The organism is Nocardia brevicatena NBRC 12119, from assembly GCF_000308495.1.
Classification (GTDB): domain Bacteria; phylum Actinomycetota; class Actinomycetes; order Mycobacteriales; family Mycobacteriaceae; genus Nocardia; species Nocardia brevicatena.
In genome coordinates this window covers 24,147-37,253 of record NZ_BAFU01000028.1, presented here as the reverse complement: position 1 = coordinate 37,253, position 13,107 = coordinate 24,147, and the positions used below count along the sequence as shown (strand labels likewise).

Sequence of the window (13,107 nt, the reverse complement as noted above, 5' to 3'; positions counted from 1 at the left end):
GAGGGTAATCAACGTACAGACCATCGTCCGGTGTTCGGAAGCACCTCGACCGTGAGTGGAGAAGCCCATGACGCCCTTCCTTTGGTATGGCCAGGCCCGGCGCCGAAGCCGTCGCACCGGGTGCAGACAAGCGAAGCCGGGCGAAAACGAGGCTCGGCGAATGGTGGTTACGCGATGAGCGGCATGACGTCGTCGGGGCCGCCGCCGCAGGTGCTGCGCGAATACGCCCTGCTCGCGGACGGGGAACGCGGCGTCGTGGTGGGACCGCTCGGCGACTTCATCTGGCTGTGCGTACCGCGGTGGGATTCCGATCCGGTGTTCGCGGGGCTCATCGGCGGCCCGGGACGCTACGGAGTGACACCGGTCGACCGGTTCGTATGGGGTGGCTACTACGAGCGCGGAACGCTGATCTGGCGCTCCCGGTGGGTGACCCACTCGGCCATTATCGAATGTCGTGAAGCGTTGGCGTTCCCGGGCGACCCCGCACGCGCGGTATTGCTGCGCCAGGTGCACGCTGTCAAAGGCGACGCCCGGCTGGACGTGGATCTCGCCCCCGTCGCCGGCTTCGGCCATGCCCCGCTGCGGCGCCCGCACCGCGATGACGACGGCCGCTGGTACGCCGAGGTCGGCGACCTGCGGCTTCGCTGGAGTCCAGGCACCGTCGCGGCGGTGGCGGGCCGCGGCACGGACCGACACCTGCACACCACGATTACCGTCCCGGAAGGCGGGCACCACGACCTGATCCTGGAGTTGTCGACCACGCGGTTCGACGGCCCACCACCCGAGCCGGAAACCGCGTGGGCGGCGACCGAAACCTCGTGGAAGCGGGCGATGCCACGACTCGGGCCGATGGCCGCGCCGCATGATACCCGGCATGCGTACGCCGTCCTACAGGGACTGACCAGCGCGGGAGGTGGCATGGTGGCTGCCGCCACCATGTGCCTGCCCGAGCGCGCCCGGAAGGGACGCAATTTCGACTACCGCTACGTATGGATTCGCGACCAGTGCTACACCGGTCAGGCCGTCGCGGCCGACGGCCCCCATCCGCTGCTCGACGCCGCGGTGCGGCTCGTGACCGCGCGGTTGCTCGAGGACGGCCCGCATCTGATGCCGGCATACACCGTTGCGGGGGAACCGGTGCCCGAGCAGCGTCCGGTGGAGCTCGCGGGCTATCCGGGCGGCAGCGACATCATCGGTAATCGGGTTCGGCGGCAATTCCAACTCGATACATTCGGGGAGGCGCTCCTGCTGTTCGCGGCAGCCGCCCGCCACGACCGACTCGACCGGGAGAATTATCGGGCGATCGGCGTGGCGATCGACGCGATCGAGAAACGGTGGCGCGATCCGGACGCGGGAGTGTGGGAGATCGAGGCGGCCCGATGGGCCCAGTCCCGGCTGATCTGCGCCGCCGGGCTGCGTGCCGTGGCCCGTGACGTGGCCGGGGCCGCCGACGCCGCATCGACGAGCGCGCCGGCCGACGCCCTCGTCGCCGAAACCGCGCGCGACTGCCTGCATCCGTCGGGGCGCCGGCAACGCGCACCCGACGACGAGCGACTGGACGCGTCGTTGCTGCTGCCCGCCATCCGGGGGGCTGTACCCGCATCCGATCCCCGAACCGTGGCGACCTTCGAGGCGGTGTGCCGGCACCTGAGCCGGGACGGGTACGTATTCCGGTATCGGTCCGACGGCCAACCGCTCGGCACCACCGAGGGCGCGTTTCTGCTGTGCGGGTTCCTCGTGGCCCTCGCGGCGGACCAACAGAACCGGCCGATCCGGGCGTTCCGGTTCTTCGAGCGCAACCGTGCGGCCTGCGGTCCCCCCGGCCTGTTCTCGGAAGAGTACGACATCACGCAACGGCAGATGCGGGGCAACCTGCCGCAGGCGTTCGTGCACGCCCTCATGTTCGAGGCGTCGTGCCGTCTCGGTCGCCATGAGGAGGGCCGCGAACCCGGTGATGACGTCGAAGACCTCGACGAAGCGAAGTGAGCGGTAGCCGACACGAGAACGAAAGGGTGACAAGCATGGCGTCAGGGCAGCAAGTAGTGGTGGTCACCGGAGCAAGCGCGGGAATCGGACGCGCCACGGCGCGCATGTTCGGCGAGCGGGGTGCCCGTGTGGCCTTGCTTGCCCGCGGCGAGGCGGGTCTCGCCGCCGCCGACGAGGTGCGCGAAGCCGGCGGCGAGGCCTTGCCGATCCGGACCGATGTGGCCGACCACGCCCAGGTCGATGCGGCCGCCACCACGGTGGAACAGGAGTTCGGGCCGGGCGGCAGCGGCTCTCGGGAGGGTCAGATGGTTTGGCGGTACCCGTAGTATTCGTGATCTTCGTTGTAGCCGCCGTAACCGCTGCCGAGTTCGCTGAAGTGCGCGACGAATTCGATGCCCTTCACCCACTTCACATGCTTGAACCCGTGCTGCAGTTCGTTGCGTAGCCGCAGGGGCGCACCGTGGCCATAGGTGAGCGGTTCGTCGTTCATGTCGTACGCGAGCATGGTCAGGTGGTGGCCCATCTGCTCGATCGGGTGAACGTCGTAATATGTCCCTCCGTTGGCCCCCTCCCCGAGGGAGTAGAACGCCACCCATTTCGCGTCGGGAAGCGGTTTGACGATATCTGCGATCGTCTGCATCGAGACACCACCCCACTTGGCCACACCGGACCAGCCCTGAATGCAGAAATGCTGGGTGATCTGCTCATGGTGCGGCAGCGCACGCAGGTCGTCGAGCGATAGTTCGACCGGGTTCTCGACCAGACCGTAGATTCGCAGCCGGTAGTCCTTGAAGTCGTTGTCGAACAGCTCCTTGTACTCGGCGCTGTCGGGATAGGTCCCGTTGTGCCACAGATATGGGGAGATATCTTCCTCGCGATAGCCGCCCGGGCGCGCGTCGGAGTATTCGAACAATCGCTGCAGGGGGCCGACCAGCGCGTATCCGATACGCTGGACCAGCCGCGGATGCCGGAAGGTGAGCGGGGTGGCAGCCACCCAGCCCAGTACCGTTACCGTCATCGCGGCCGCGAACACCCAGAAACCGACCCAGCTGTCGTCGTCGCGGCTCGCGAACATGTGGTTGAAGTTGCGCAGCGCGTCGGTGGCCACCACGAAGGTCACATGCGCGACGATGAACAGCACGAAGAACACCATCACGAGGAAATGGACCGACCGCGCGAACTGGATGTTCAACGGCCGCGCTATCCGGGTGAAACGGTTCGACAGCGCCGGCGACAACGCCAGACCCGACAGCACCGCGAGCGGTGCCGCGATGAACACCACCGTGAAATAGGCCAGCATCTGCAGGCCGTTGTAGGCCACCCAGCCGTCGTCGGTCGGCCAGTTCAGCGACATGTACTCGATGAGCACGGTCGCGGCGTTGGGAAACACGTCCCAGCTCGTCGGCACCAGATGCCGCCACTGGCCGGTGGTGAACAACAGCACGTAGAAGATGGCGCCGTTGAGCAACCACAACATGTCCATGCCGAGGTGCCACCACCGGGCCAATCCGATGGAGTGCCGGATACCCGGTAGGCCGACGTGTCGAGGCAGGCCCACCGAATCGTCCTTGGCGGTCCACATCGGGTCCGACGGAACCGGCTTCTGCACCCGCAGCCATTCCTTTCCCGGCGTGCAGTCGCGGGTGAAGTACAGCCGCGGGTGGTCGACCAGGATCTGGATACCGGATCTGATGATGAACGTCATCAGGAAGAGAGTGAAGAAGTGCTGCCACCCCACCCACGCCGGAATGGGCTCGCAAGCCGTCCGATACGTGGATACCCGGATATCTGGACATGAAGTCCTGCACCGCCGGCATGTTATGGAGGCCCTTGGCGATTGCCACCGAGGTGATCAGCAGGACGAAGCCGATGGGAAGCAACCACAGTACGTTGAACCACTTGTCTCGGCCCACGCGCAGACGGGGAGTGACGGCGCCCGTATCGGGTAGTCCGCCCGCCCAGGTCTCGGAATTCAGGACGTCCTCGCCGGGCTCCAACTGTGATCGATAGCTCGGGTTCGAGACGGCACCGGAACCGGTGTCGGCTCCAACCGGAGAGTCCAACCGTGGGTCGTGTACGTCGACAATCCCCATACTCCGAGGCTACTCACGCGTTGCGGCGTCGTCCGCGAACAAACGGTCAAGGACGATCGGCTACCGACATCACCGAAACCGCTGGTCAGGCTCGCTTCCGGCGGCTCGCTCCGTACCGGCGCACAACCGCCCGCGCCAACGCCACCGCCCCGGCCATACCGGTGAGGGCCGGCCCGACGGTCCGCAGTACCTCCGCGTCGGCGAGACCGGTGGCCGGGCGCCATCACTGCCGCCGACGGTGCCCCACCGGAGGCATGCTCGCGTGCCTTCCGCATCAGCCGGCCGAGGTGCAGCGGCGTCGCCCCGGTATCCGAGTCCTGGATCTGGGTCCTGCAGGAGAAGCCGTCGGCGATCACGAACGTGCCCGGCGCCGCCGCGCGGATCGCCGGCAACAACGCCTGCTCACCGCACTCCATCGAGATGTCGTACTTACCTGCCTCGAACCCCCACGACCCGGCCAGTCCACAGCAACCGCCCTTGACCGACTGCACCTGCGTTCCCATCGTTTCGAATAATCGCCGATCGGGGTCCACATCACCGGTCGCCCGCTGGTGACAGTGCCCCACAGCAGCGCTTTCGCTCCGGGCAGCGCGGGGGGCCGGATGTCGAACGCGGTGAAGGACTCGGCGAAGTGGTAGGCGTTCTCGGTCAGCCGGTCGGCGTCGTTGTCGTGCGGCAGGAGCTTGGGTAACTCGTCCTTGAACACCGCCGGACAACTCGGCTCCACGTTGAAGACGCAGAAGATCAGTGGACCGTTGGGCAGGCGGTCGAGGTAGCGCTTGATGGTGATCATCTCCGCCGTACCGTCGGTGAATTCGGCGTGGGCCGTCGCCATGAACGCACCCATCTCCTCATGGCGTGGCCGGATGAGTTCCGGATCGCCATTCGCGCGGTCGAGAGCACCGAGCGCCGAGCATCGACAGAACCCCGTCACCGGGATAGCCGAAAATCCGATGCATTCCCCCACTGACAAAGCCGGTCCAGGATGAGATCGGCGGTCTTCGGCATGGCGAACTCCCTTGTGAAGTGGCGCCCGGGCCGCCTGCGCGGTACCCGACCGGTCGCCGATGAAACGGCATCGAGCCCGCTGCTTCCGCAGTCGACCGCAAGACGCGAATGAGCGGTGGCGGACCGGGTAGACCGCGCTCATGACCCGGTCGGCCACCGATCCGATACCCATCGAATCCGTTCAGGTATCGGTATACGACATCCCCACCGACAATCCGGAATCCGATGGCACGCTGTCCTGGGATTCGACGACGTTCGTCCTCGTCACCATAGGGGCGGGCGGTCATACCGGCGTCGGCTACACCTACGGCGGTCCGGCCGCGGCGACGGTGGTGAACAGCGAACTCGCCGGCGTCCTCACCGGACGCGACGCGCTGCTCCCGGCGGCGCGCTGGAACGAGATGCAGCATGCGGTGCGCAATCTCGGCACACCGGGTGTGGTGGCCACGGCGATCTCCGCGGTCGATATCGCGCTGTGGGATCTGCGTGCGCGGCTGCTGAACGAACCGTTGACCGTGGCGATCGGCGCGGTCCACGACGCCACCCCGATCTACGGCAGTGGCGGCTTCACCTCCTATGACAACGACCGGCCGGCGACGCAGTTGTCCGACTGGGTCGACGCGGGAATTCCGCGCGTGAAGATGAAAGTCGGCCGGAACCCGACGCGGACAGCGACCGCGTCACAGCGGCGTTGGCAGCGATCGGCAGGGACACCGAGCTATACGTCGACGCCAACGGCGCCTACACCCGCAAGCAGGCGTTGCTGTGGGCGCAGCGGTTCGCCGACCACGGCATCCGATGGCTGGAGGAGCCGGTGACGTCCGACGATCTCGAAGGGCTGCGACAGGTGCGGGAGCAGGGCCCCGCCGGACTCGACGAGGCCGCCGGCGAGTACGGCTACCACCTGCCCTACTTTCACCATATGCTCGACGCGGGCGCTGTCGACTGCTTGCAGGCCGACGTCACCCGGTGTCTGGGAATCACCGGTGCGCTGCGCGTCGCCGCACTGTGTGACGCGCGGGGCATGGATTTATCGCTGCACTGCGCGCCGCAGGTGAGTGCTCACGTCGGCACCGCGGTATGGCATATCCGCCACCTCGAGTACTTCCACGACCACATCCGGATCGAGGGGATGGCGTTCGACGGGGTGCTGAGCCCGCAACCCGGTGGGTTCCTGCGCCCGGACCGGAGCTCGCCCGGCCACGGCCTCGAAGTCAAGGCCGCCGACATCGAACGCTTTCGCGTGAGCTGACCCTCTGCTCAGCGATAGGCCGCGGTCGGTTTCGCGAGCGACAACCGTTCGATCAAGGGCTGGGCCTGTCGCAACTCGGACCGCAACCGATCGAAGCGGGCCTGTTCGACAGCGGACAACGCGCCCTTGCCGCTGTAGTACGCGAGCCGCGGCAGGCGACCGGCCACCATGACACCCCACCAGATACCGAAGTCGTACACCAGGTCGTTATCGGATGACAGCTCCGGATTCTCGGCCAGCTCCCGCAAGCGCCGCACCTGCTCGAACAGCAGGTCCAGGTCATGGTCCGCACCCACCACGGCAGGTGTCGTCCGGTCGTTCACACATCCCTCCCGTTCTACAGGCGCGGCTTCGCGACGCCGATGATGTACGGCTGACCCGACAGGGTGAGAAACACTCGGTCGTTCCCGACGGCGATCCCCGAGACGGGCGCGGACTCGGCCGGCCCGTCCGGCACGGCGCTGCGGAAGTCGAGCGTCCGGACCACCGGGATCACCCGGTCGGCGTAGCCCTCGAAGCTGCGGGTCTCGAGGACCACCACGTGCTGATCGGTGACAGCGTATATCCGGGTGTCGTCGGTGGCGAGGTACCGGATCTGTTCGCCCACCGCGGCGGTCCCCACCACGTGGAGGCCTTCCCCACCCCGCTGTGCGTCCACGGCCAGCAGCCGGTCGGTGCCACGTTCGGCCAGGTACACGCGCGTGACCTTGGCGCCGTCACCGGCAGCGGCTGCCACGCTGACGCCCAGGTCACCCTTCTCCTGCGCGGGCGGAGTGTGACCTTTGTAGTAGGCGACGCGGTCACGGCCGATGACATGGAAGTCGAGCTGCCGCCCCCGGTTGGCGCCCGTGACAGTGGCGCCGGACCCGGCATCGACGACGGTCGACGGCAGCAGGGTGCGCTGGTGCAGTTCGACCGGCGTCACCGTGGAGCCGTCCCGTGACAGCGCAAGTAGCACTCGTGCCCCGGAGTTCAGTCCGAGGTACGACGGTGCCGGTCCGGCGTCGATGGTGTCCGACACCGCCAGTCGCCCGATGTCGATCTCCGCGACCCGTCCGCGGTCGGGTTGGGCGATCAGCGCCGTGTCGCCGTTCAATGGGCTGATCACCGGATTCGGTCCGGCGTCGGGAATGGGATCCGACACCGTGGTGGGCACGTTCGCGCCGCCCTGGGAGAGGTCGATTCCGGCGATCCGCTGATCGTCCGTCAGCCCGAGCAGGATGTGATCGGCGTAGGAGTACACCGGTTCGTGGATCACCGCGCCGGCGCGTTGCACGGTGACGGCGTCGGCGACCTCGAGTTCGCTGCCGGGCGCGGAGCAACCCGTCATGACGGCCAATGTGATCGCCATTGCGGCGAACGTCCGGATCCCTGCCATCACTGTCATCAGCGCTCCTCGCCGCGGACGTACCCTGGGCGCAACGGCATCAAACTCCCGCCGGCGCCCGGCCGGGGCCACGAGGCCCATGGCACGGTCATGCACTCGATTCCGTGCGCCTTCGACCGGGTCAGGCGCAAACGCACCACGGGCAGTCCCGTGCCACGGTCGTCCACGGGGGTACCGAGCGTGTTCTCGACCGCCGGCTTCATGGTGTTCCAGGCACGAGGATGCCGGGTGATATAGGTGTGCAGACAGGCGGCAGCCTCGTCCGGAGTCAGCAGACTCGCCATGGCCGCGGCAGGGCGGCGACCACGAAACCGGACGCGGACCCGCGGGTCGGCCTGCACGTTGCGGAACCACTGCGCACGGGTACCGAACCCGGAGACCACGACGAACTCGCGGGGCTCGCGACGACTTCCGGCACCACATAGCGGCGGGATCCGGTCTCGCGTCCGGTGTGTTCGAGCATCGGCATCCGCGGCCCGAACAGGAATCCCATGCGGGCGCGGTAGAGCCGGATCGGAGCGCGCATCAGGCGGCGATTGCGCAGCGCGCAAGTCATCACGCCGACCAGGGCGTCGGCGGCCGGGGAAGATGTAACGGACACGGAATACCTCGTTTCGCGGTGGTAGTGGTGCGACTGGTTCGTCACCGGTCGTCCTCGGCTGCCTCATCCCCTGGGCCGGACCGGTATATCGACAGCACTTCGGCTCCCCAGCGCCGCATCCCCTCCTCCGTCAGCGGGTCGATGCCCAGAACAGCACCGATGTGTGGACGCAGGATCAGCAGCCGAATCGGCTCACACCGGCACGATCGGCGCGCGCCTGCGCGGCGGTCCGCTCGGCGAGGTCTCCATTACCGAGGACCTCTGCCGGCAGACTTCACACCATGAAGTACAGCGCCGGAGTCCTGCTGTTTCGTCGTGAACCCGAGGTGCGGGTACTGCTGGGGCATATGGGTGGACCGCTGTGGGCGCCCAAGGATACGGGGGCCTGGTCGATCCCCAAAGGGGAGTACGAGCCGGAGGCCGAGGACGCCCGCACCGCCGCCGGCCGCGAATTCACCGAGGAATTGGGGCTACCGGTGCCCGACGGCGACTGGATCACGTTGGGTGAGGTGCGGTACGGCAGCGGACGCGGCAAGAAGCAGGTCATGGTGTGGGCGGTCGAGGGCGAGCTCGATCCGGCCCGGGTGACGCCGGGGACATTCGACATGGAGTGGCCGCCGCGGTCGGGTGAATACCGGAAGTTCCCCGAGGTGGATCGGGCCGAATGGTTCGACCTGGCCACCGCGCACGACAAGCTGGTCACCGGCCAGCGGCCGTTGCTGGAGCGACTTGCCGACCATCTCCGCCGGGTCGGAATACACAGGACGACTCGGTGAGTGAGCAACCGAGAGGCGGGAACGGCCATCGAGGCCGCAGCGTACGGTCCGGCGACCGTGAAGGAGGTCCAGAACCGGCCGACCGAGGCCACGGCACGCGGTGGAGCGCACAGCCGCAACGGCAGGTGATACACGAGGCGCGGGACTCGGCGGGACGACCGCCGAGCCCCGTACCTGTCTCTTGCGATGGGTCACCCGAGGGTGAGGGGCCCGAGAACATGTTCTCGGGGACAGCGGGCGCCGAGAACCGCTATTCGTTCGACCTACCCGAGAGCCGTCGGATCGGGTGCGGCGGAAATGGAGTGCATCACCCAGCGTCCCCGTCCGTTCGCCTTGGCGCGACGGAGCCCGGCGTCCGCCGCGTCGAGTAAGGTTTCCGCTCCGAGACCGGTGATATTTGCGGACACGACCCCGATACTGGCCGACATTCGGATCCGGTGGCCCCCTGTGTCCACCTCCCCGGTCGATGCGTCCCGCAGGCGATCGGCTATCTCGGCGAGCCGGGACTCATCGGCCGGTGGGGGGATCAGTACGACGAATTCGTCTCCCCCGTACCTCGCCGGCCGGCAACCGAGTCGCATGGCGCAGGCGCGGAGGCGGCGGGCCATCGCGACCAGGGCCTGGTCTCCGATCCGATGGCCGTAGTGGTCATTGATGCGCTTGAAGTTGTCCACGTCGACGAAACACAGACCGATTCGACCATCGGCCGGCAAGGCGGGGGCGCCGATGATCGCATCTATCTGCTCGAGCAGATGGCGACGATTGGGCAATCCGGTCAGCGGGTCGTGGCGCGCCTGATGATGCAACTTGTGCTGGTGAGTGACATCCTCTCCGACAGCGAGCAGGTAATCGCTGCGGCCTCGACCGCCTTGGACGAATGTGATCGTGAACGCGATCCAGCCCCAACTCCCGTCGGCACGCATCAACCGGCGCTCCAGTTTCACCGTTCCCGCACGGGCCGGCACGAGTTGCTCATAGACACGCGAACGAATTACTCGACGATCGTCCGGATGAGCGAATTCATAGACCGAGATCCCCCGCAGTGCGTCGACGGGGATGCCGATCATATCCGCCAAGGCCTTATTGGCGTCCAACAGCCGGCCATGGGTGTCACCGATCGCAATGGCCACGGCCGCATGGTCGAAGGCGAGCCGAAACCGATGGTCTTCCGGCGCGGTCTGTGGCGTCGGAAGACCGCTGCCGTTCTCGGCCACCTGTTGCCGGCGCTGTTGATAGCCCTGACCGAGCGCGGCCAGCAGCGCGGCAAGGCGTTTGTACTTCTCGGGGGGGTCACAGAGATCGGCAAGCGAGAACAGCCCGGCGGCCGCCGCGGACAAGAAATCGGTATCGCTGCCCTCGATATCGGCCAAGGCCGCACCCACCCGCGCGCCCGCGGCGGCCTGGAAGGGGTCTGCGCACAGCGCGTCCATGAACTGTTCGACGAGGTCGGCCGACAGACCCGGTACCCAGTTCGCCGGCGCCGGGGGCGCGCTCACGTTCCCACCGCACGCCGCCATCGCCCGGTCCCACAGGACCGGGCGGGTATGGCCTCGATGGAGTACTGCTGGTCCATTCTCGGAAGACTGCGCTATCGAGCGTGCCGGCCGCATCGGTGTATCCCCATATCACCGCCCGTCACCTACTTAAGCACACGGTCGCGGGGTTCCTTCTCGACATTCCAGGGCCATGGACCGCCCATATCGCCCGCAACGGGGAGGACCCCGGCCGAGCGACTCAGGTCGTGCCGGCCGATGTGCCTCCGATACCGAGGTACAACAGCATGAGCACGAACAGGAACCATCCGGCTCCCTGCCAGATCGGCCAGTTCCCACCGCGCCGCCACTCCCGAAAGGTTTGCACGAACGCGCCGATACCACCCAGCAGAGCAATGGACGACGGCCCGATCAGCACCGCCGCCTGCGACGGTCCGTCGCACAGCTGCGACTTGGCGTCGCCGCACCGCGACGATGCGTAGGAGACGGCGATCCCGAAGACGACGGCCGCCACCACCGACACCGCCACCACGTAGCGCGCGGCCCGGCGATAGGTTCCCCGGTCGGTCCAGCGTTTCTCGGCATCGTTCGCCATATGGGGTACCTCTCGACGACCTGGATTCGGTGCCCATATTCGCGGGGAATGCCCGATCGAGCCTCTTCGGCGCCGAGGAGCCGTATCAGCGGCTCGCAGTCGCGCCTTCCGGGTTTACACGGTGCTTTCCCTCGGCGAATTCCTCGACGATCTTGGCGCAGAATGCCGGGAGATCGCCGGGATTGCGACTGGAGACCAGACCGTTGTCGGTGACCACTTCCTCGTCGACGACATTGCCGCCCGCGTTGCGGATATCGGTGCGCAGGCTGGGGTAGGAAGTGAGGGTGCGGCCGCGAACCACGTCCGCTTCGACCATCGTCCACGGTCCGTGGCAGATCACGCCCACCGGCTTGCCGGTGGCGAAGAAGTCCTTGACGAAACGGACGGCCGATTCGTCCTGCCGGAGCTTGTCGGGGTTGGTGGTGCCGCCGGGCAGGAGCAGCGCGTCGAAATCATCCGGGCTGCAATCGGCCACCACGCTGTCCACGGGAAAGGTGTCGCCCTTCTCCACGTCATGGTTCATCGCCTGGATCTGCCCGGATTTCAGGGAGATCAGCCGGGTGGTCGCGCCGGCGTCCTCGACCGCCGCCCGCGGCCGGACGAGTTCGACCTCCTCCACTCCGTCGGCGGCGAGGATCGCGATCCGCTTTCCGGTCAGATTCTGCTGAGCCATGGTCTTGCTCCTTTCGACTCGTTCGACGGCTGCAAGTCCGGATGGGGCCTACCCGAGCGGGGTGCCCGGCGCGGGACCGACAAAACGCGGACATCCGAGACGGATCCGCCCGGCACGCACGCCGAGAGGTCCGGAGCCGAACGGAGGAATAGCGGGCGCACTGTTCGACGCGCTGTCACGATACGCTCGCCCGTCTCATAGGATGAGCGTTCAACCGACTCCGCGGCGGAGGTTCTCGGGCGGTCGGGACCGTCCGAAGAGAAGGGGCGCTTGTGGACCAGTGACAACGTGACGCCCTGCGTTCGGCGAACGACGGACTGCGCAGTCGGGTGCACCGGCTCGTGGATGCCTTCGAGCGGCAACAGCAGCAGGTGGCCGAGGGCAGGGCGTCGGCGAGTTCCTCCGACGGCGGTGTGGAGGTGACGGTCGACTCCGTCGGCGCGGTCCTCGAGGTGCGCGTGACGCCGGCCGCGATGCGGGTGACGGCCGAGCAACCGAGCGGGACGATCACCGCGGTGGCGCGGAAGCCGTTCGCCGGGCCAAGGAGCAGATGGAGACAGTGCTCGCGCCATTGACCGAGGCCGCGGGTGAGCTGCCGGACCTGCCCGATCTCCTTCCGGGCGCGCCGAGCTTCCGGGAGACCGGCGCAGATCCCACCGGCGACGACCGCGCCGACCAGCTTGACTTCGCGTCGACTCGAAGTCCTTCGATACCGCTATGCGCACCACCACGACATCGATGACACTCGCGAAGGCCCGTTACGCCCTGCTCCGCAGCTACCGCCGCGACGGTACCCCGGTCGACACCCCCATCTGGTTCCACCTCACCGACAGCACCCTGGTGTTCCGTACCAAGCGCGGCCCCAAAACCCGGCGGCTGCGGGCCGATCCGCGTGTCGAGCTGTGGCCGTGTGATTACCGCGGCCGGGTGCGAGCCGGTACCGACCCGGTGCGCGGGACGGCCGCCATCCTCGACGGGGAAGCCGCCGAACTCGCCGACCGCGCCCTGCACGACCGCTACGGTCTGCAATGGAACCTGATACCGCTGATCACGATCCCCGGCATTCCCAATGTGCACCGCGACCTGTCGCTACGCGAGAAATTCCGCCGCGCACGAGCGAGGTCGCTGTGGTCGGACAGCGCCATCGTGCGCGTCGATCTGGAGGATCGAGGGCAGCCCCGGTAGTCCGCGGCCGAGTTCGACGACCTGTTCCCGGACGTATCGGTCCCCGAACACGCCGACC

Annotated in this window: 10 protein-coding genes and 4 pseudogenes; 6 read left to right on the top strand and 8 right to left on the bottom strand. The window is 67.4% G+C overall.

The genetic code is table 11. The features are described from left to right. Window positions 1-183: 183 nt before the first annotated feature. The gene (locus ON20_RS05965; RefSeq protein WP_051161752.1) at window positions 184-1,986 is read left to right on the top strand and encodes a glycoside hydrolase family 15 protein; all 1,803 of its coding nucleotides are present in this window, start codon (window positions 184-186) and stop codon (window positions 1,984-1,986) included. Between the two features lie 35 nt (window positions 1,987-2,021). Beyond that, window positions 2,022-2,264 (top strand): annotated as a pseudogene (locus ON20_RS05960) (SDR family NAD(P)-dependent oxidoreductase); the annotation flags it as partial. Between the two features lie 23 nt (window positions 2,265-2,287). Here the strand turns inward: ON20_RS05960 and ON20_RS05955 are convergent. Together ON20_RS05955 and ON20_RS38565 are read right to left on the bottom strand one after the other, a co-directional pair. After that, a pseudogene (locus ON20_RS05955) lies at window positions 2,288-4,079 on the bottom strand (molybdopterin-dependent oxidoreductase). Between the two features lie 352 nt (window positions 4,080-4,431). After that, window positions 4,432-4,926, bottom strand: coding sequence for a hypothetical protein (locus ON20_RS38565; protein WP_245547073.1), 495 nt, complete (start codon window positions 4,924-4,926; stop codon window positions 4,432-4,434). Between the two features lie 301 nt (window positions 4,927-5,227). Here ON20_RS38565 and ON20_RS05945 point away from each other — a divergent pair. Further along, window positions 5,228-6,339: pseudogene (locus tag ON20_RS05945) on the top strand (enolase C-terminal domain-like protein). A gap of 8 nt (window positions 6,340-6,347) precedes the next feature. Here ON20_RS05945 and ON20_RS05940 read toward each other — a convergent pair. From ON20_RS05940 to ON20_RS05930, 3 genes and pseudogenes are all read right to left on the bottom strand, one after another. Continuing rightward, on the bottom strand, window positions 6,348-6,662 hold the full coding sequence (locus tag ON20_RS05940; protein ID WP_040833936.1) for a hypothetical protein: 315 nt from the start codon (window positions 6,660-6,662) through the stop codon (window positions 6,348-6,350). 14 nt (window positions 6,663-6,676) lie between these two features. Then, window positions 6,677-7,726, bottom strand: coding sequence for a YncE family protein (locus tag ON20_RS05935; RefSeq protein ID WP_157228714.1), 1,050 nt, complete (start codon window positions 7,724-7,726; stop codon window positions 6,677-6,679). Window positions 7,727-7,848: 122 nt separating this feature from the next. After that, window positions 7,849-8,282: pseudogene (locus tag ON20_RS05930) on the bottom strand (nitroreductase family deazaflavin-dependent oxidoreductase); the annotation flags it as partial. Between the two features lie 326 nt (window positions 8,283-8,608). Here ON20_RS05930 and ON20_RS05925 point away from each other — a divergent pair. Beyond that, the gene (locus ON20_RS05925) at window positions 8,609-9,103 is read left to right on the top strand and encodes an NUDIX hydrolase (RefSeq protein WP_040833935.1); all 495 of its coding nucleotides are present in this window, start codon (window positions 8,609-8,611) and stop codon (window positions 9,101-9,103) included. A 263-nt stretch (window positions 9,104-9,366) separates the two neighbouring features. On the opposite strand, the gene ON20_RS05920 is transcribed toward ON20_RS05925, so the two are convergent. The 3 genes from ON20_RS05920 to ON20_RS05910 form a co-directional block, all read right to left on the bottom strand. Next, window positions 9,367-10,599 (bottom strand): GGDEF domain-containing protein, encoded by a 1,233-nt coding sequence (locus ON20_RS05920; protein WP_245547072.1) that lies wholly within the window; start codon window positions 10,597-10,599, stop codon window positions 9,367-9,369. Between the two features lie 238 nt (window positions 10,600-10,837). After that, the gene (locus ON20_RS05915; RefSeq protein ID WP_040833934.1) at window positions 10,838-11,191 is read right to left on the bottom strand and encodes a membrane protein; all 354 of its coding nucleotides are present in this window, start codon (window positions 11,189-11,191) and stop codon (window positions 10,838-10,840) included. Window positions 11,192-11,276: 85 nt separating this feature from the next. Then, window positions 11,277-11,864: a type 1 glutamine amidotransferase domain-containing protein gene (locus tag ON20_RS05910; RefSeq protein ID WP_040833933.1), complete on the bottom strand. Its 588-nt coding sequence runs from the start codon at window positions 11,862-11,864 to the stop codon at window positions 11,277-11,279. A gap of 341 nt (window positions 11,865-12,205) precedes the next feature. Between ON20_RS05910 and ON20_RS05905 the strand changes: the two genes are divergently transcribed. Together ON20_RS05905 and ON20_RS05900 are read left to right on the top strand one after the other, a co-directional pair. Then, window positions 12,206-12,439 (top strand): YbaB/EbfC family nucleoid-associated protein, encoded by a 234-nt coding sequence (locus ON20_RS05905; RefSeq protein WP_218002446.1) that lies wholly within the window; start codon window positions 12,206-12,208, stop codon window positions 12,437-12,439. Between the two features lie 142 nt (window positions 12,440-12,581). Next, a complete protein-coding gene (locus ON20_RS05900; RefSeq protein ID WP_040833931.1) occupies window positions 12,582-13,049 on the top strand; it encodes a PPOX class F420-dependent oxidoreductase in 468 nt (155 codons plus the stop codon). Window positions 13,050-13,107: the final 58 nt, after the last annotated feature.